15 protein-coding genes and 1 tRNA gene are annotated in these 18,633 nt (G+C 32.8%); 12 read left to right on the forward strand and 4 right to left on the reverse strand.

Going from position 1 to position 18,633, the window contains the following annotated elements; all coding sequences use genetic code 11:
• Nucleotides 1–66: 66 nt before the first annotated feature.
• From rplK to ACI5KZ_RS01835, 7 genes are all read left to right on the forward strand, one after another.
• The gene (gene rplK, locus ACI5KZ_RS01805) at nt 67–507 is read left to right on the forward strand and encodes a 50S ribosomal protein L11 (RefSeq protein ID WP_109307810.1); all 441 of its coding nucleotides are present in this window, start codon (nt 67–69) and stop codon (nt 505–507) included.
• A 17-nt stretch (nt 508–524) separates the two neighbouring features.
• Nucleotides 525–1,214 (forward strand): 50S ribosomal protein L1, encoded by a 690-nt coding sequence (gene rplA, locus ACI5KZ_RS01810; RefSeq protein ID WP_109307811.1) that lies wholly within the window; start codon nt 525–527, stop codon nt 1,212–1,214.
• Between the two features lie 19 nt (nt 1,215–1,233).
• Nucleotides 1,234–1,755, forward strand: a complete 522-nt coding sequence (gene rplJ, locus ACI5KZ_RS01815; protein ID WP_109307812.1) for a 50S ribosomal protein L10 — start codon at nt 1,234–1,236, stop codon at nt 1,753–1,755.
• A 61-nt stretch (nt 1,756–1,816) separates the two neighbouring features.
• The gene (gene rplL / locus ACI5KZ_RS01820; protein WP_109307813.1) at nt 1,817–2,191 is read left to right on the forward strand and encodes a 50S ribosomal protein L7/L12; all 375 of its coding nucleotides are present in this window, start codon (nt 1,817–1,819) and stop codon (nt 2,189–2,191) included.
• Between the two features lie 125 nt (nt 2,192–2,316).
• Nucleotides 2,317–6,129: a DNA-directed RNA polymerase subunit beta gene (gene rpoB / locus ACI5KZ_RS01825; RefSeq protein WP_109307814.1), complete on the forward strand. Its 3,813-nt coding sequence runs from the start codon at nt 2,317–2,319 to the stop codon at nt 6,127–6,129.
• A gap of 62 nt (nt 6,130–6,191) precedes the next feature.
• On the forward strand, nt 6,192–10,493 hold the full coding sequence (rpoC, locus tag ACI5KZ_RS01830; protein ID WP_109307815.1) for a DNA-directed RNA polymerase subunit beta': 4,302 nt from the start codon (nt 6,192–6,194) through the stop codon (nt 10,491–10,493).
• Nucleotides 10,494–10,572: 79 nt separating this feature from the next.
• Entirely contained in the window at nt 10,573–10,890 is a 318-nt protein-coding gene (locus ACI5KZ_RS01835; protein ID WP_109307816.1) for a DUF3467 domain-containing protein, read from the forward strand.
• A gap of 64 nt (nt 10,891–10,954) precedes the next feature.
• On the opposite strand, the gene ACI5KZ_RS01840 is transcribed toward ACI5KZ_RS01835, so the two are convergent.
• Together ACI5KZ_RS01840 and ACI5KZ_RS01845 are read right to left on the reverse strand one after the other, a co-directional pair.
• On the reverse strand, nt 10,955–11,188 hold the full coding sequence (locus tag ACI5KZ_RS01840; protein WP_109307817.1) for a (4Fe-4S)-binding protein: 234 nt from the start codon (nt 11,186–11,188) through the stop codon (nt 10,955–10,957).
• Between the two features lie 142 nt (nt 11,189–11,330).
• Nucleotides 11,331–12,920 (reverse strand): peptide chain release factor 3, encoded by a 1,590-nt coding sequence (locus ACI5KZ_RS01845; RefSeq protein WP_109307818.1) that lies wholly within the window; start codon nt 12,918–12,920, stop codon nt 11,331–11,333.
• A 126-nt stretch (nt 12,921–13,046) separates the two neighbouring features.
• On the opposite strand from ACI5KZ_RS01845, the gene idi reads away from it, so the two are divergent.
• The 5 genes from idi (at nt 13,047) to ACI5KZ_RS01870 (ending at nt 15,433) form a co-directional block, all read left to right on the forward strand.
• On the forward strand, nt 13,047–13,568 hold the full coding sequence (idi, locus tag ACI5KZ_RS01850; RefSeq protein WP_406846701.1) for an isopentenyl-diphosphate Delta-isomerase: 522 nt from the start codon (nt 13,047–13,049) through the stop codon (nt 13,566–13,568).
• Nucleotides 13,569–13,570: 2 nt separating this feature from the next.
• The gene (locus tag ACI5KZ_RS01855) at nt 13,571–13,981 is read left to right on the forward strand and encodes a 6-carboxytetrahydropterin synthase (protein ID WP_109307820.1); all 411 of its coding nucleotides are present in this window, start codon (nt 13,571–13,573) and stop codon (nt 13,979–13,981) included.
• Between the two features lie 51 nt (nt 13,982–14,032).
• Nucleotides 14,033–15,004, forward strand: coding sequence for a type I phosphomannose isomerase catalytic subunit (locus ACI5KZ_RS01860; protein WP_109307821.1), 972 nt, complete (start codon nt 14,033–14,035; stop codon nt 15,002–15,004).
• A gap of 27 nt (nt 15,005–15,031) precedes the next feature.
• Entirely contained in the window at nt 15,032–15,301 is a 270-nt protein-coding gene (locus ACI5KZ_RS01865; protein WP_109307822.1) for a hypothetical protein, read from the forward strand.
• A 58-nt stretch (nt 15,302–15,359) separates the two neighbouring features.
• Nucleotides 15,360–15,433, forward strand: a tRNA-Thr gene (locus tag ACI5KZ_RS01870).
• 57 nt (nt 15,434–15,490) lie between these two features.
• Here the strand turns inward: ACI5KZ_RS01870 and ACI5KZ_RS01875 are convergent.
• The gene (locus ACI5KZ_RS01875; RefSeq protein WP_406846702.1) at nt 15,491–17,800 is read right to left on the reverse strand and encodes a transglycosylase domain-containing protein; all 2,310 of its coding nucleotides are present in this window, start codon (nt 17,798–17,800) and stop codon (nt 15,491–15,493) included.
• 86 nt (nt 17,801–17,886) lie between these two features.
• On the reverse strand, nt 17,887–18,582 hold the full coding sequence (locus tag ACI5KZ_RS01880; RefSeq protein ID WP_406846703.1) for a DUF4369 domain-containing protein: 696 nt from the start codon (nt 18,580–18,582) through the stop codon (nt 17,887–17,889).
• Nucleotides 18,583–18,633: the final 51 nt, after the last annotated feature.

An 18,633-nucleotide genomic window follows, 5' to 3' on the forward strand; every position in this document is an offset into this window, starting at 1 on the left:
ACATTATAAAAATGCAATCTTAAGCTTCAAAATAATAAGTATTGCAAATAAACTAAATTATTAAAAATGGCAAAAGAGTTAAGTAAAGTAGTTAAACTACAAGTTAGGGGAGGTGCAGCGAATCCGTCGCCACCGGTTGGACCCGCTTTAGGTGCCGCTGGAGTTAATATCATGGAATTCTGTAAGCAGTTTAATGCTAGAACCCAAGATAAACCAGGTAAAGTTTTACCTGTGGTCATTTCGGTTTTCAAAGACAAATCATTCGACTTTGTAATCAAAACACCACCTGCAGCTGTACAATTATTAGAAGCGGCCAAAGTAAAAAAAGGTTCTGGAGAACCACATATTAAGAAAGTAGCAAAAGTTTCTTGGGATCAGGTTAGAACCATCGCAGAAGACAAAATGGTAGATTTAAATGCATTTACTATTGGTTCTGCTATGAAAATGGTAGCAGGTACTGCTAGATCTATGGGTATAACTGTTAAAGGTGGCGAAGCCCCTAATTAATCTAAAAAATTTTTAAAATGGCAAGATTAACAAGAAAACAAAAAGAAGCATTAGCAAAAATAGAAAAAGGAAAAATCTATTCTGTTACTGAAGCTTCAGCATTAGTTAAAGATATAACCAATACCAAATTTGATGCATCAATTGATTTAGCTGTACGTTTAGGAGTAGATCCTAGAAAAGCTAATCAAATGGTAAGAGGAGTTGTAACGCTTCCTCATGGTACTGGTAAAGACGTAAAAGTTTTAGCATTAGTAACACCAGACAAAGAAGCAGAAGCTAAAGAAGCTGGTGCTGATTATGTTGGTTTGGATGAGTACCTCGATAAAATTAAAGGTGGTTGGACAGACGTAGATGTTATTGTAACTATGCCAAGTGTTATGGGTAAATTAGGTCCTTTAGGACGTGTGTTAGGTCCTCGTGGTTTAATGCCAAACCCAAAAACAGGTACAGTTACTATGGATGTAGCAAAAGCTGTAAGCGATGTTAAAGCTGGTAAAATTGACTTTAAAGTTGATAAAACTGGAATCGTACATGCTTCAATTGGAAAAGCATCTTTTAGTGCAGATAAAATTGAAGATAACGCAAACGAATTATTACAAACATTAATGAAACTTAAACCAACTGCAGCTAAAGGAGTTTATGTAAAAAGCATTTTTATGTCTTCTACAATGAGCCCTAGTTTAGCTGTTGATCCTAAAATCGGTTAAGTAGTTTAAAACTTTTATTATGACAAGAGAAGAAAAATCACATGTAATTAAAGAATTAACTGCACAATTAGCTGATAACTCAAATATCTATTTAGCAGATATTTCAGGATTAGACGCAGCTAGTACTTCAAATTTACGTCGTGCTTGTTTTAAAGCAAACGTAAAATTAGCAGTTGTTAAAAACACCTTGCTTTCAAAAGCAATGGAGGCATCAGATAAAGACTTTGGAGAACTTCCTGAAACATTAAAAGGAAACACTTCAGTTATGTATTCTGAAACTGGAAATGCTCCAGCGAAAATAATTCAAAATTTCCGTAAAAAATCAAACAGACCTCTTTTAAAAGGAGCTTTTATTGAAGAAGCAATTTATATTGGAGATGCTCAACTTGATGCTTTAGTAGATATCAAATCAAAAGAAGAAGTTATTGGAGATATCATTGGGTTATTACAATCACCAGCTAAAAATGTTATTTCTGCACTTAAATCTAGTGGAGGAAAATTAGCAGGTATCATTAAAACTTTATCCGAAAAAGAAGGATAATTTAAACGTGTACGCACTTAAACAAATTATATTTTATTAAAACTATTAAAACGATAGAAAAATGGCAGATTTAAAAGATTTCGCAGAACAATTAGTAAACTTAACAGTAAAAGAAGTAAACGAATTAGCAACTATATTAAAAGATGAGTATGGTATCGAGCCTGCAGCTGCTGCTGTAGCTATGGCTGGTCCTGCTGCTGGTGGTGGAGACGCTGCTGATGAGCAAACTGAATTTGATGTAATTCTTAAAGCCGCTGGTGGTTCTAAATTAGCAGTTGTAAAACTAGTTAAAGAATTAACTGGTTTAGGATTAAAAGAAGCTAAAGGTTTAGTTGATGAGGCACCAAGCCCAATCAAAGAAGGAGTTTCTAAAGATGAAGCTGAAGCTCTAAAAACTCAATTAGAGGAAGCAGGAGCTGAGGTTGAGCTTAAGTAAGCTTAACAATCAAAACTAACAAAGGTTTAGGTCTGGAGAGTACTCTCTAAGACCTAGACCATTTGTCGTATATAGTCAGTAGGCTATAAACAAACATTTTTTTTTAATCAAAATTTCGTCCATTGATGTTAGTAACACAAGCTGAAAGATTAAACTTCTCGTCTATTGTAAATAGAACAGAATATCCAGATTTTATGGATATTCAGATTAAATCCTTCCAGGATTTTTTCCAGTTAGAAACGAAATCAGAAGAAAGAGGTAATGAAGGTCTTTATAATACCTTCATGGAAAACTTCCCAATAACAGACACACGTAATCAATTTGTTTTAGAATTTTTAGATTACTTTATCGATCCACCTAGATATACAATTGAAGAATGTATTGAAAGAGGACTTACATATAGCGTGCCACTTAAGGCTAGATTAAAACTGTATTGTACAGACCCTGAACATGAGGATTTTGAAACCATTGTTCAAGATGTGTACCTTGGTACTATTCCTTATATGACACCTTCAGGTACTTTTTGTATCAATGGTGCAGAACGTGTTGTAGTTTCTCAATTACATCGTTCTCCAGGTGTGTTTTTTGGACAATCTTTTCATGCAAATGGAACTAAATTATACTCTGCAAGAGTTATTCCTTTTAAAGGTTCTTGGATTGAATTCGCTACAGATATCAATCAAGTAATGTATGCGTATATCGATCGTAAGAAAAAATTACCTGTTACTACATTATTTAGAGCTATTGGTTTCGAGCGCGATAAAGATATTCTTGAAATATTTGATCTTGCTGAAGAAATTAAGGTATCTAAAGCTGGATTGAAAAAAGTACTAGGTCGTAAATTGGCTGCTCGTGTACTTAATACTTGGCATGAGGATTTCGTTGATGAAGACACTGGTGAAGTGGTTTCTATTGAGCGTAACGAAATTGTTCTTGATAGAGATACTGTATTAGATAAAGATAATATTGAGGAAATCCTTGAAACAAGCGTAAAAACGATTCTTTTACATAAAGAGAGTGCGCAACAAGGAGATTATGCAATTATTCATAACACGTTACAAAAAGATCCAACAAACTCTGAAAAAGAAGCTGTTGAACATATTTATAGACAACTACGTAATGCTGAGCCGCCAGATGAGGAAACAGCACGTGGTATAATTGATAAATTATTCTTTTCAGATCAACGTTACTCTCTTGGAGAAGTAGGTCGTTATAGAATGAATAAAAAATTAGGTCTTGATATTGGAATGGATAAGCAAGTGCTTACTAAAGAAGATATCATTACCATTATAAAATATTTAATCGAGCTAATCAACTCAAAAGCAGAAATTGATGATATTGATCACTTATCTAACCGTCGTGTACGTACAGTTGGTGAACAATTATCTTCTCAATTTGGTGTTGGTTTAGCGAGAATGGCTCGTACTATTCGTGAACGTATGAATGTTCGTGATAACGAAGTATTTACACCAATAGATTTAATTAATGCTAAGACTTTATCGTCTGTTATTAATTCATTTTTTGGTACGAATCAGCTTTCACAGTTTATGGATCAAACAAATCCACTTGCTGAAATTACGCACAAACGTCGTTTATCAGCACTTGGACCAGGTGGTTTATCTCGTGAAAGAGCAGGTTTCGAAGTACGTGATGTTCACTATACACACTACGGAAGACTTTGTCCAATTGAAACTCCTGAGGGACCAAACATTGGATTAATATCGTCACTTTCAGTTTTTGCTAAGGTAAACTCAATGGGATTCATTGAAACTCCTTATAGAAAAGTAACTGATGGTGTTGTAGATATTAAAAGCACACCTATTTATTTAAGTGCTGAAGAAGAGGAAGAGCAAATGATTGCTCAAGCAACTGTAAAAGTAGATGATAAAGGAAAAATTCTTCACGATAAGGTCATTGCTCGAATGGAAGGCGATTTCCCAGTGGTAGAACCATCTCAAATTCATTATACAGATGTTGCACCAAATCAAATTGCTTCAATCTCTGCATCTTTAATTCCTTTCTTAGAGCATGATGATGCAAATAGAGCCTTGATGGGGTCGAATATGATGCGTCAGGCTGTACCATTATTACGTCCACAAGCTCCAATTGTCGGAACAGGTTTAGAAAGACAAGTAGCTTCAGATTCTCGTGTTTTAATTAATGCTGAAGGAAGTGGTGTTGTAGAGTACGTTGATGCAAACGAAATAACCATTAAATACGATAGAACTGAAGACGAAGCTAAAGTAAGTTTTGATAGTGATGTTAAAACATACCAGTTAGTAAAATTCAGAAAAACGAACCAAGGAACATCTATTAACCTAAAGCCTATTGTTGAAAAAGGTGATAAGGTTGCAAAAGGTCAAGTTCTTTGTGAAGGATATGCTACTCAAAAAGGAGAATTAGCTTTAGGTAGAAATATGAAAGTAGCTTTTATGCCTTGGAAAGGGTATAACTTTGAGGATGCGATTGTTATTTCTGAAGAAGTGGTAAGAAATGATGTGTTTACTTCAATTCATATCGATGAGTATTCTCTAGAAGTTAGAGATACGAAATTAGGAAACGAAGAACTTACTAACGATATTCCAAACGTTTCGGAAGAGGCTACTAAAGACCTTGATGAAAACGGAATGATTCGCGTAGGTGCAGAAGTAAAACCTGGTGATATTCTTATTGGTAAAATTACACCAAAAGGAGAATCGGATCCAACTCCAGAAGAAAAATTATTACGTGCTATTTTTGGTGATAAAGCTGGAGATGTTAAAGATGCCTCTTTAAAAGCTTCACCTTCATTAAATGGAGTGGTAATCGATAAAAAACTTTTTGCTCGTGCTGTTAAAGATAAACGTAAACGTGCAAAAGATAAAGAAGATATCACTCAATTAGAAGGTATCTACGATAAAAAGTTTGATGATTTACAAGATGTTTTAGTTGAAAAACTATTTGCACTTGTAAATGGTAAAACGGCACAAGGGGTCTTTAACGATTTAGGAGAAGAAGTGTTACCAAAAGGTAAAAAATACACCCTTAAAATGTTAAATGCTGTTGATGATTATACGCACTTAACAAGTGGTACTTGGACAACAGATGATTATACAAACAAACTTGTTGCCGATTTAATTCACAACTATAAAATTAAAGAAAACGACTTACAAGGTTCTTTACGTCGTGAAAAGTTTACAATTTCTGTAGGAGATGAATTACCGGCAGGTATCATAAAATTAGCTAAAGTTTACATTGCTAAAAAGCGTAAACTAAAAGTTGGTGATAAAATGGCTGGACGTCACGGAAACAAAGGTATTGTTGCTCGTATCGTTCGTCAAGAAGATATGCCATTCTTAGAAGATGGAACTCCAGTTGATATTGTATTAAATCCACTTGGTGTACCTTCTCGTATGAATATTGGTCAGATTTACGAAACTGTTTTAGGATGGGCTGGACAAAAATTAGGTCGTACTTACGCGACACCAATTTTTGATGGTGCAACACTAGATCAAATTAACGGATTTACAGATGAAGCTGGAATTCCAAGATTTGGACACACCTATCTTTATGATGGTGGTACAGGAGATCGTTTTGATCAACCTGCAACCGTTGGAGTTATCTATATGCTAAAATTAGGACATATGGTTGACGATAAAATGCACGCACGTTCTATTGGACCATATTCATTAATTACGCAACAACCTCTTGGTGGTAAAGCACAATTTGGTGGTCAGCGTTTTGGAGAAATGGAAGTTTGGGCACTTGAAGCCTATGGAGCATCTGCAACATTAAGAGAAATATTGACAGTTAAATCTGATGATGTTATTGGAAGAGCTAAAACATACGAAAGTATCGTTAAAGGAGAACCAATGCCAGAACCTGGATTACCAGAATCTTTCAACGTACTTATGCACGAATTGAAAGGTTTAGGACTAGACATTAGATTAGAGGAATAAAAAAATCCCCTCGAAAGAGGGGAAATTTAAGTTTACAAAATAATTCGATATCACCATTTATTATGGCAAGAAAACAAGATAAGAATACAGTACAGAGATTTAATAAAATCTCCATAGGTTTAGCATCACCAGAGTCTATTTTAGCAGAATCTAGAGGTGAAGTTCTAAAACCAGAAACTATCAATTATCGAACACATAAACCAGAACGTGATGGTTTATTCTGTGAGCGTATTTTTGGTCCCGTAAAGGATTACGAATGTGCCTGTGGAAAATATAAAAGAATTCGCTACAAAGGGATTATTTGCGACCGTTGTGGTGTAGAAGTAACAGAAAAGAAAGTACGTAGAGATCGTGTAGGACACATTAACCTTGTTGTTCCTGTAGCTCATATCTGGTATTTCCGTTCGTTACCAAATAAAATAGGTTACCTTTTAGGCTTACCATCTAAGAAATTAGATATGATTATTTACTACGAACGTTATGTAGTAATTCAAGCTGGTATAGCTAACAATGCTGAAGGAGAACCAGTTCAAAAAATGGATTTCTTAACAGAAGAAGAATACTTAAATATTCTTGAAACGCTTCCAAAAGAAAATCAATATTTAGAAGATTCAGATCCTAATAAGTTTATAGCTAAAATGGGAGCTGAATGTTTAATCGATTTATTAGCTAGAATAGATTTAGATGCCTTGTCATTTGAATTACGTCATAAAGCTAATACTGAAACTTCTAAACAACGTAAAACCGAAGCTTTAAAACGTTTACAAGTTGTAGAATCTTTACGTGAGTCTAATGAGAACAGAGAAAATCGTCCAGAATGGATGATTATGAAAGTTGTTCCAATTATTCCACCAGAATTACGTCCATTAGTACCACTAGATGGAGGACGTTTTGCAACGTCTGATTTAAATGATTTATACCGTCGTGTTATTATCCGTAACAACCGTCTTAAAAGACTTGTTGAAATAAAAGCACCAGAAGTTATTTTGCGTAATGAGAAACGTATGTTACAAGAATCTGTTGATTCATTATTTGATAACACACGTAAATCTTCTGCAGTAAAAACTGACTCTAACAGACCTTTAAAATCTTTGTCAGATTCGCTTAAAGGAAAGCAAGGACGTTTCCGTCAAAACTTACTTGGTAAACGTGTGGATTATTCAGCACGTTCAGTAATTGTTGTTGGACCAGAATTAAAATTATTTGAATGTGGATTGCCAAAGAATATGGCAGCTGAACTTTACAAACCTTTTGTAATTAGAAAATTAATTGAAAGAGGTATTGTAAAAACAGTAAAATCTGCAAAGAAAATTATAGATAGAAGAGAACCTGTAGTATGGGATATTTTAGAAAATGTTTTAAAAGGACATCCAGTTCTTTTAAATCGTGCTCCTACATTACACAGATTAGGTATTCAAGCTTTCCAGCCTAAATTGATTGAAGGTAAAGCAATCCAGTTACATCCACTTGTAACTACTGCGTTTAATGCCGATTTTGATGGTGACCAGATGGCAGTACATTTACCATTAGGACCAGAAGCTATTTTAGAGTGTCAATTATTAATGTTAGCCTCTCACAATATCTTAAATCCTGCAAATGGTTCACCTGTAGCTGTACCTTCACAAGATATGGTACTTGGTTTATATTATATGACCAAAGAACGTAAGTCTACTAAAGAAGTGCCAATTAAAGGCGAAGGCTTAACATTCTATTCGCCAGAAGAGGTTGTTATTGCTTACAACGAAAAAAGAGTTGAATTAAATGCATCTATTAAAGTTAGAACGTACGACTTTAATGAAGCAGGAGAATTAACCTTACAAATAATTCCTACAACTGTTGGACGTGTTCTGTTTAATTTAAACGTTCCACATGCAGCAGGATATATTAATGAAGTACTTACTAAAAAATCATTAAGAAATATTATTGGTGATATTTTAAAAGTAACGTCGGTTCCTGAAACTGCCGATTTCCTTGATGAAATTAAAAACTTAGGATATAATTTTGCCTTTAAAGGTGGATTATCTTTCAGTTTAGGAGATATCATTATCCCACCAGAAAAACAAGACATGATCGATAAAGCTAATGGTTTGGTTGATGGTATTATGGGTAACTATAACATGGGACTTATTACAAACAATGAACGTTATAACCAGGTTATTGATATTTGGACTTCTACAAATGCTGAATTGACAGAATTGTCTATGAAGCGTATTCGTGAAGACCAACAAGGATTTAACTCAGTATATATGATGCTTGATTCTGGTGCTCGTGGATCTAAAGAACAGATTCGTCAGCTTACTGGAATGCGTGGATTAATGGCAAAGCCTAAAAAATCGACAGCAGGTGGAGGAGAGATTATTGAAAATCCAATTCTTTCTAACTTTAAAGAAGGACTTTCAATTTTAGAATACTTTATCTCAACTCACGGTGCTCGTAAAGGTCTTGCCGATACAGCTCTTAAAACTGCAGATGCTGGTTATTTAACACGTCGTTTAGTAGATGTATCTCAAGACGTTATAGTAAATAGTGAAGACTGTGGTACTTTAAGAGGTGTCGAAGTAACACCATTAAAGAAAAACGATGAAATAGTTGAATCTTTAAAAGATAGAATTGTAGGTAGAATTTCTTTAAATGATGTTTACGATCCTTTATCAGACGATTTATTTGTTGCTTCAGGAGAGTTAATAGATGAAGACATTGCAAAAGCAATCGAGAATTCACCTATTGATGCAGTAGAAGTTCGTTCGCCATTAACTTGTGAGGCTAAAAAAGGAATCTGTACAAAATGTTACGGACGTAATTTAGCAACCAATAAAATGGTTCAACTTGGTGAAGCAGTTGGAGTTGTGGCAGCACAATCAATTGGAGAACCTGGGACTCAATTAACATTACGTACATTCCACGTAGGTGGTATTGCTGGTAACATTTCTGAAGAAAACAAACTAGCTGTTAAATTTGATGGTATCGCAGAGATAGACGAACTTAAAACAGTTAAAGGTGAAGATAGCGATGGAAAAACAAATAATATTGTTATTTCTCGTACTTCAGAATTGAAACTTGTTGATAAGAAAACAGGTATTGTTTTAAGCACAAATAATATTCCTTATGGATCTACTATTTTAGTTAAAAATGGCGATGCACTTAAAAAAGGAGATGTTGTTTGTTCTTGGGATCCATATAATGGTGTTATTATTTCAGAATTTGCTGGAAAAGTTAGATATGAAAATATAGAACAAGGTATCACATACCAAGTTGAAATAGATGAACAAACAGGTTTCCAAGAAAAAGTAATTTCTGAATCTAGAAATAAAAAGTTAATCCCAACACTTCACATTGAAGATTCGAAAGGAGAAACAATTCGTTCTTACAATTTACCAGTAGGAGCTCACTTAATGATTGACGATGGAGATAAAATTAAAGTTGGTAAAATTTTAGTTAAGATCCCTCGTAAATCAGCTAAATCTGGAGATATTACAGGAGGTTTACCACGTGTAACCGAATTATTTGAAGCACGTAACCCTTCAAATCCAGCAGTTGTAAGTGCTATTGATGGTGTTGTTTCCTTCGGAAAAATTAAAAGAGGTAATCGTGAGATTATTGTAGAATCTAAATTAGGAGATATTAAGAAATACTTAGTAAAATTATCAAATCAGATTCTTGTACAAGAAAACGATTTTGTTAAAGCTGGTATGCCACTTTCTGATGGTTCTATTACACCTAACGATATCTTGAACATTAAAGGACCTTCAGCTGTACAACAGTACTTAGTGAACGAAGTTCAAGAAGTATATCGTTTACAAGGTGTGAAGATTAACGATAAGCATTTTGAAGTTGTAGTAAGACAGATGATGCGTAAAGTTAGAATTATAGATTCTGGAGATACAACGTTCTTAGAAGACCAATTAGTTCATAAGTCAGATTTCATTGAAGAAAACGATGAAGTATTTGGAATGAAAGTGGTTGAGGATTCAGGAGATTCTGCAACTATTAAAGCAGGTCAAATTATTTCACCTCGCGATTTAAGAGACGAAAATTCGATACTACGTAGAGAAGATAAGAAGCTTGTTGAAGCTAGAGATGCTCAACCAGCTACTGCAACGCCTATTTTACAAGGTATTACTAGAGCATCGTTACAAACTAAATCGTTTATTTCGGCAGCATCGTTCCAAGAAACTACTAAGGTTCTTAATGAAGCAGCAGTAAATGGTAAGGTAGATACTTTAGAAGGTCTTAAGGAAAATGTTATTGTAGGTCATAGAATTCCAGCAGGTACTGGTATGAGAACTTACGAGAATATTATAGTTGGGTCTAAAGAAGAATTCGACGAAATGATGCAAGCAAAACAAGAAGTTAATTATAACTAATTTGTATGTTATCATTCAATATTAAATAATTAAAAGAATCCTGCTATTGCAGGATTCTTTGTTTAAAACTATACATATTATGTCAGAAGAAAAAAAACAAAAAAAACCAGGACAAATAAATATTGAACTAGATGAAAAAGTAGCTGAGGGAACGTATTCTAACTTAGCTATTATCAATCATTCAGTTTCAGAATTTGTTATAGATTTTGTTAGTATCATGCCAGGTACACCTAAAAGTAAAGTGAAATCTAGAATTATATTAACTCCACAACATGCCAAAAGACTATTCAAAGCTTTAGGTGACAATGTTAATAAATTTGAGAATGCACACGGTGAAATTAAAGATTACGAGCAACCACCAATTCCACTCAACTTTGGACCAACTGGTGAAGCATAAACAAAAAAATCCCATTGATATTTCAATGGGATTTTTTGTTTAATTAAGGTATATAAAATAAATTTTAACAGGCTTCCTTTTTATTTAAACAATAATCTAATGCACCTGAAGGACATTTTTTAATTTGTTTGATAATTTTTTTGGTTGAAGCTCCATCTAAGTCAATCCAAGGAATGACAGAATCTCTAAAAACATTTGAAAGCTCTCTTGCACAACGCTCTGCATGTATGCAAACTTTGGGATTGTAGGTTACAGTAATATCGTTATTACTGAAAACATTGGGGTTGTTTGTTTCCATAAGTAGATCATTATTTGGGGTTATAATCTAATTTAAATGTATATAATCAAAATTGTGATTACATATAAAATCGATTAAATGTATTAAAAATTCGATAAAACACAACATTAAAATTATTTATTCGATGAAATACATCGCCTTTTTAATTAAATTCGGAAGTAAAATGGAATTTAATGTTTGGATATTTTTGTTGTGTCATTTGTAAACTGAATGGCGAATCTGCTAAAAACACCAATTGATTTTGTTTGTCTTTGGCTATAAAACGTTGCTTTACCCTTAAGAATTCTTTGTATTCAGCACTTTTAGGGTCTTTAGCCTCAACCCAACACGCTTTATGGACATTTAAGTTTTCATAAGTACATTTTGCACCATACTCATGTTCTAATCTGTATTGAATTACTTCGTATTGTAGGGCGCCAACAGTACCTATTACTTTTCTTCCGTTCAGTTCTAAGGTAAATAATTGAGCAACACCTTCATCCATTAATTGGTCAATACCTTTAAATAATTGTTTGGACTTTAATGGATCTGCATTATTGATATATCTAAAATGCTCTGGAGAGAAACTAGGCACACCTTTATAATTTAAAATTTCTCCTTCAGTTAAAGTATCTCCAATTTTAAAAGTACCAGTGTCTTGAAGCCCTACGATATCTCCAGGATATGAGACATCAACAATCTCTTTCTTTTCAGCAAAAAAAGCATTCGGACTTGAAAATTTGACTTTTTTATTATTTCTTACATGTAAATAAGATACATTTCTTTTAAATTCACCAGAAACAATTTTAACAAATGCTAAACGATTTCTATGATTGGGATCCATATTGGCATGGATTTTAAAAACAAACCCTGTAAATTTATCTTCTTCTGGTTTTACAAGCCTTTCCTCGCTTTGTTTAGGACGTGGCTTTGGCGCAATATCCACAAAACAATCTAATAGTTCTCTAACTCCAAAATTGTTTAAAGCCGAACCAAAAAAGACAGGTTGCTGTTTGCCATCTAAGTATTCTTCTTTATTAAAAGTAGGGTAGATTCCTTCAACCAATTCAATTTCTTCACGTAGTGTGTTGGCAGCTTTATCACCTACTAGTTTATTTAATTCTGGAGATTGTAAATCTGAAATCTCGATGGTTTCTTCAATATCTTTCCGGCTATCACCACTAAAAAGATTGATGTTATTTTCCCAAAGATTATAAATACCTTTAAAATCGTAACCCATTCCAATTGGAAAACTTAACGGTACAACATGTAAGCCTAATTTTTGCTCAACTTCATCTAATAAATCAAAAGCATCTTTTCCTTCACGATCCATTTTATTGATAAAAACAATCATAGGAATGTTTCGCATGCGACAAACTTCAACTAATTTTTCAGTTTGCTCCTCAACTCCTTTCGCAACGTCAATAACTACAATAACACTATCTACAGCTGTTAGTGTTCTAAAGGTGTCTTCAGCAAAATCCTTATGCCCAGGCGTGTCTAGAATATTGATTTTGATGCCATCATATTCAAATGCAAGTACAGAAGTAGCTACAGAAATTCCACGTTGACGCTCAATTTCCATAAAGTCACTGGTAGCTCCTTTTTTTATTTTATTACTTTTTACAGCTCCAGCTTCTTGAATGGCACCACCAAAAAGTAATAATTTTTCTGTTAAAGTGGTTTTTCCTGCATCGGGATGCGAAATAATGCCAAAGGTTCTTCGTCTGTTAATTTCTGATTTAAAACTCATAATAATCTTGCAAATGGGTTGCAAAGATAATATTATTAAACACAATTTAAATGATTGTTTTATTTGCTTTTTAATTTTATGAAAAGTTTGACGTATTTTTAATGTTTTGATTGGTATTTTTACGCTATGATTGAAGAACAGGTAATTTTAGTAAACGAAAATGATGAACAAATAGGTTTAATGCCTAAACTAGAAGCACATCAAAAGGCTTTGTTACATCGAGCATTTTCTGTATTTGTTTTTAATGATAAAAATGAATTGATGATTCAACAACGTGCTGCACATAAATATCATTCCCCTAACTTATGGACCAATACGTGTTGTAGTCATCAAAGAGATGGGGAGTCTAACATAGAAGCAGGTAAACGTCGTTTACATGAGGAAATGGGGTTTGTAACTGCTTTAGAAGAATCTATTTCGTTTATCTATAAAGCGCCTTTTGACAATGGTTTAACCGAGCATGAATACGACCATGTTATGATTGGTTATTATAATGAATCTCCTAAAATTAATCCAGATGAAGTAGCTAATTGGAAATGGATGTCTTTGGATGCTGTTAAATCTGATTTGAAAATCCATCCTGAAATTTACACAGAATGGTTTAAGATTATTTTCGATAAATTCTACGAACATATTAATATTACTTAAAAATGAAAGTAACTGTAAGTAGAAAAGGGCATTTTAATGCGGCACATAGATTATATAGGAAAGATTGGAGCAATGAAAAAAATGAAGCTATTTTTGGTAAATGCAACAACCCTAATTTCCATGGTCATAATTACGAACTTATTGTTAGTGTAACGGGCGAAATTGATAACGAAACAGGCTATGTTATTGACATGAAGATTTTAAAAGATATAATTAAAGAGAACGTAGAAGATGTCTTCGATCATAAAAATTTAAATGAAGATGTTGACGCTTTTAGAAACTTAAACCCAACTGCAGAAAATATCGTTATTGTTATTTATAATATACTGAGACAAAAATTGAACCTAAATTTAGAATTGGAAGTCACGCTTTATGAGACCCCTCGTAATTTTGTAAGCTATTCTGGAGAATAATATATTGAATCTTTAAGGTTTTTAAAAACTTATAGGTTTATTTTAAATCATATGAAAACCAATTTATACCCCATAAAATTTCACCCTATTTTAAAAGACAAAATATGGGGAGGAAAGAAATTAAAAACACTTCTAAATAAGGACTGTCATTTGCCAAATATTGGTGAGAGCTGGGAAATTAGTGATGTTGAAGGAGACACGTCTATCGTTGCAAATGGCGACCTAGAGAATCAATCATTAAAGCATCTTTTAAGCACATACAAAGCAGATTTAATTGGGAAAAAAAATTATATGGAATTTGGAAACACGTTTCCATTGCTTATTAAATTTATAGATGCTAAAGAAGATTTATCAATTCAATTGCACCCTAACGACGAAATTGCAGCAAAACGACATAATTCTTTTGGGAAAACAGAAATGTGGTATGTGATGCAAGCAGATTCAAATTCAAATTTGATAGTTGGTTTTAATCAAGAAATGACTTCAGATAAATATTTGAAACACCTTAAAGACAATACCTTAACCAAGATTTTAAATTTCGAAAGTGTTATTCCTGGAGATACATTTATTATTCGTGAAGGAATTATTCATGCTATTGGTGCAGGGGTATTACTGGCAGAAATTCAACAAACAAGTGATATTACATACAGAATTTATGATTGGGATCGAGTTGACAGCCAAGGAAATAAAAGAGAGCTACACACAGATTTAGCGTTTGAAGCCATCAGTTTTAATCTAAAAAATGATTCTAAGGCTGTATACAACAAAACAGAGAACCAATCTAATAACATGGTTCGTTGTCCTTATTTTTCCACCAATTATTTAAAAATAACAAAACCTATATTCATAGAAAACACATTTGATTCTTTTTTGATTTATATGTGCGTTGAAGGGGAGGTGATAATTTCTGTAGGGACTTATAAAGAAACAATAAAAAAAGGGGAAACTATTTTGGTTCCGGCAAAAATAAAAACGTTTGAAATTACTTCTAAAAATGCAACACTATTAGAAGTTTATGTTTAATTTTGCATCTAAATAAATTATAATAAAATGGCAAACAAAAGAGATTTAAAAAAAGACATCAATTATGTTTTAGGAGACATTATTGAAGCAGTATATGTTTGGGAATATTCAAACACAGATAAAGACAATAAAAAGAGCGAAGCAATTATTGATGAAGCTATTGCAACATTCGATGAGTTAATTGTAAAAGTGAATGCAAAAAATGTTGAAGATAAAAAGGCTCATTTTAAGGCTATTAATAATGAATTAGAAACTAAAGGAAAAGCTTTGATTGAAAAAATTAATAAGCTAGGATAAAAATTAAAAAAAAATAGTTGCATATATAATTTTCAAGATTATATTTGCAACCTGTTTTGCCGATGTAGCTCAGCTGGCTAGAGCAGCTGATTTGTAATCAGCAGGTCGTGGGTTCGAGTCCCTCCATCGGCTCAAAATAAGTTCAATAGAAATATTGGACTTTTTTGTTTTAAAGTCATTCTGTTTTCTTTAAACCGAATCTTTATCTTTTTTAAGCCATGAAAAGAAACCTTTCTTTTTTTTCTTTTTAAAGGTGTTTTCCTCTTTGTCACTTCCAAATAACTGCTTAAAAAAACCTTCCTCTTTTGTGAGTTCGCAATTAATTACTTTTAATACTTTTTCTGATGGTTTTTCAAATGTAGCTTGTGTGAAGTTTTTATAGTCAATGTTTGAATTCAATTTTAGTAGATACTTAGCAAACATGGGTAGTGCAGAATTTGCTCCTTGGCCAATTCTAGTATTGCTAAAACCAATTTGTTGATTGTCGTTTCCAACCCAAGTTACTGTTACAAGTTTTGGTGTAACACCTACAAACCAACCATCTTTATTGTCTTGTGTCGTTCCTGTTTTTCCAGCAATCTCATTGGATAAATTATAGGAGGAACGCAATCTACTAGCTGTTCCGTTATTAACAGTTTCTTTTAAAAACTCCAACATTATTTGCCTGGTATCATCACTAAAAGCTTTTTCATCAGATTGTATCGGATTTAAATCTTTATAAGAAGCTATTACATTGCCATTTTTGTCTTCAATTCTAGTAATAAAGACAGGTTTAGAAGGAATGCTATTATTTACATAAGATGTATATGCAGTTGCCAATTCAATCATACTTAGATTTGCTGTTCCAAGCGCTATGGAAGGCACTTCTTCTATCTCACTTTTAATTCCCATAGATTTTGCTTGCTCTATAACCTTATTAACTCCAGTTTTTTGCAATACTTTTACGGAGATGGTGTTTACCGAACGACTTAAGGCATATTTTAAAGAATAACGTAATTCTTCATCTTCAACTTTAGAAGAATTTTTTGGCGTCCAGTTATTAACATCTGTGTAGGTTACTTCCTTAATGGAGAAATAGGAGCATGGATTCATGCCGTTTTCTAATGCAGCAGTATAAACTATGGGTTTAAAGGTAGAACCTACTTGTCTTTTGCTTTGGGATACGTGATCATATTGAAAGTATCTATAATCAATTCCTCCTACATATGCTTTTATTGCGCCAGTTTTTGGTTCAAGACATAGAAACCCTGCATTTAAAAATTTAGAATAATACTCTAAACTATCAAGTGTTGACATTTGTGCAACTGTAGGTTCATCCCACGAAAATAATTTAGTTTCATGTACTTTATTTAACGAATCTTCAATGTCTTTATCAGATAAGTTTTGACTTTTTAAAGCTTGATATTTACTTAAGCGTTTTATTGCAGCCAAGTAAGCTGGTTTGTTTTTTAACCATGGCGCATTTTGTCCATACCCTTTTTCAAATTGTCGTTGTATGCTCGACATGTGTTCTTGCATAGCTTCTTCTGCATAACGCTGCATATTATTATCTAAAGTGGTATAAACTTTTAAGCCATCATGATAGATATTGTAAGCCTCTCCCTCTGGATTTTTGTATGACTTTTCTTGAAGAATGGCGTCTAATTGTTTTTTGATTTCTGCTCGAAAATATGGCGCCAAACCTTGGTTAGGAGCATAGTATTGATAATCCAATTCAATATCTTTTTTAATAACATTTTCTGCTTCTTTTTCAGTAATATACTCTTGGTTTTTCATCAACATGATAACCAAATCTCTGCGTTGCTGCGATCTTTCTGGATAAAGTCTTGGATTATAACTATTATTAGCCTTTAAGGTTCCTACAAGTGTTGCTGCCTGTGATAGATTTAATGATTTTGTTTTTGTGTTGAAAAATTTTAGTGATGCACTTTCAATGCCATAGGTGTTATCTGAAAATGGAACTGTATTTAAATATAAAGTAAGAATTTCTTTTTTGGAATAAATGTTTTCAATACGACTTGCAACAATACTCTCTCTTAGTTTATTTACAACAATACTTAAAAAGCCATAATCTTTTCTTCCAAAAAGGTTTTTAGCCAATTGTAAAGTAATTGTGCTTCCTCCACCAGAGGAGGCATCAGATAATAAAATAGTTTTAAAAAAAACTCTTAATAAGCTGGTGTTGTCTATTCCGTCATGTTCGTAAAATCTCGAGTCTTCTGTAGCAACTAATGCATCTATTAAATGTTGGGGAAAATCATTATAGGTTATAGATTGTCTGTCGTAAATATAAAATTTCCCAATAAGATGGTTATTAGTGTCTAAAACTTGTGTGGCCTGACTTTGTTTTAAATTTGCTAATTTTTTTGAAGAAGGAATCTCTCCCCAAAAGCCAAAATAGATGCTTCCATAAAAGCTGAGCAATAGTGTGAAAACTAATAGAAAACTATAAGTTAAGCGTTTCGCCCATTTTTTTAATTTGTCGTTTTTTAGAATCATCTGTAAAATTTCTCTTTACAAAGTAACGACATATTAAAAAGAACCGTATAATATGTGTGAAATAAATATGAAAAGAAACGTTGTGTTTAATCAGATTTTCTAATGGCTAGATAACCTTCTAAAGCTTTGCCATATTTTGAATCTTTAATTGGTGGTGTTAAAGAATTATTTATGGTGTCAAGCCATTTAATTTGAGCATCATAAATTTCAGTTAATGCTAGATATGGAGCTACTTCACTATTTTTATTGTTAACTGCAAAATTTACAATATAGAGATATTTGCTTTTTACTAAATTATCTAAGGCTTTATTATTAGCTTCAATTCTAACGGAATCATTTGATTTTTTTGCTTCAAAACTTTCTTTAATTAAATCTAAGTTTTTATCGTCGTATCTTGTAATGACTTTTAAAAAATCTTCATAAAGCTTTTGCTGTTTTGAGCCATTAATTTTAGCATCTTGAACAAAGTTTTTTAACGTGGTATTAATTTCTGTAACACCTTTGTCTGCGAAAAAAACGATTCGTGTATTGTTTTCTTTACTATTCTTTTTATCTAAACGCAAATAAAATGCTTCAGGAGATTCTAAATCGCTTTTTAATTCAAATTCTGAAGGTCCATTTAGGAAGATAGAATCAACTATAATAATAGAAGAATCTTGTTCTTTTTCAAGATATACAGTTCCTTTTTTTAATCCTTTAACGTGACCTTTAACAATTAGATCCGGATCTTTTCCACAAGAAACAATAACAATTAACACAAAAAATAGGGCTAGCTTTTTCATAAAAAGATTTAGAATTTTGGAGCGCAAATATCATATAAAAAATAATTAAAT

Source organism: Xanthomarina sp. GH4-25 (genome assembly GCF_045363175.1).
Classification (GTDB): Bacteria; Bacteroidota; Bacteroidia; order Flavobacteriales; family Flavobacteriaceae; genus Xanthomarina.

What these genes read in the sequence shown, in the direction of transcription:
- ACI5KZ_RS01865 (WP_109307822.1), top strand. Translation starts at nt 15,032, where the DNA reads ATGGCAAACAAAAGAGATTTAAAAAAAGACATCAATTATGTTTTAGGA.
- ACI5KZ_RS01855 (WP_109307820.1), top strand. Translation starts at nt 13,571, where the DNA reads ATGAAAGTAACTGTAAGTAGAAAAGGGCATTTTAATGCGGCACATAGA.
- rplL (WP_109307813.1), top strand. Translation starts at nt 1,817, where the DNA reads ATGGCAGATTTAAAAGATTTCGCAGAACAATTAGTAAACTTAACAGTA.
- ACI5KZ_RS01840 (WP_109307817.1), bottom strand. Translation starts at nt 11,188, where the DNA reads ATGGAAACAAACAACCCCAATGTTTTCAGTAATAACGATATTACTGTA.
- rplA (WP_109307811.1), top strand. Translation starts at nt 525, where the DNA reads ATGGCAAGATTAACAAGAAAACAAAAAGAAGCATTAGCAAAAATAGAA.
- ACI5KZ_RS01845 (WP_109307818.1), bottom strand. Translation starts at nt 12,920, where the DNA reads ATGAGTTTTAAATCAGAAATTAACAGACGAAGAACCTTTGGCATTATT.
- rplK (WP_109307810.1), top strand. Translation starts at nt 67, where the DNA reads ATGGCAAAAGAGTTAAGTAAAGTAGTTAAACTACAAGTTAGGGGAGGT.
- rpoC (WP_109307815.1), top strand. Translation starts at nt 6,192, where the DNA reads ATGGCAAGAAAACAAGATAAGAATACAGTACAGAGATTTAATAAAATC.
- ACI5KZ_RS01880 (WP_406846703.1), bottom strand. Translation starts at nt 18,582, where the DNA reads ATGAAAAAGCTAGCCCTATTTTTTGTGTTAATTGTTATTGTTTCTTGT.
- ACI5KZ_RS01835 (WP_109307816.1), top strand. Translation starts at nt 10,573, where the DNA reads ATGTCAGAAGAAAAAAAACAAAAAAAACCAGGACAAATAAATATTGAA.
- idi (WP_406846701.1), top strand. Translation starts at nt 13,047, where the DNA reads ATGATTGAAGAACAGGTAATTTTAGTAAACGAAAATGATGAACAAATA.
- rplJ (WP_109307812.1), top strand. Translation starts at nt 1,234, where the DNA reads ATGACAAGAGAAGAAAAATCACATGTAATTAAAGAATTAACTGCACAA.
- rpoB (WP_109307814.1), top strand. Translation starts at nt 2,317, where the DNA reads ATGTTAGTAACACAAGCTGAAAGATTAAACTTCTCGTCTATTGTAAAT.
- ACI5KZ_RS01860 (WP_109307821.1), top strand. Translation starts at nt 14,033, where the DNA reads ATGAAAACCAATTTATACCCCATAAAATTTCACCCTATTTTAAAAGAC.
- ACI5KZ_RS01875 (WP_406846702.1), bottom strand. Translation starts at nt 17,800, where the DNA reads ATGATTCTAAAAAACGACAAATTAAAAAAATGGGCGAAACGCTTAACT.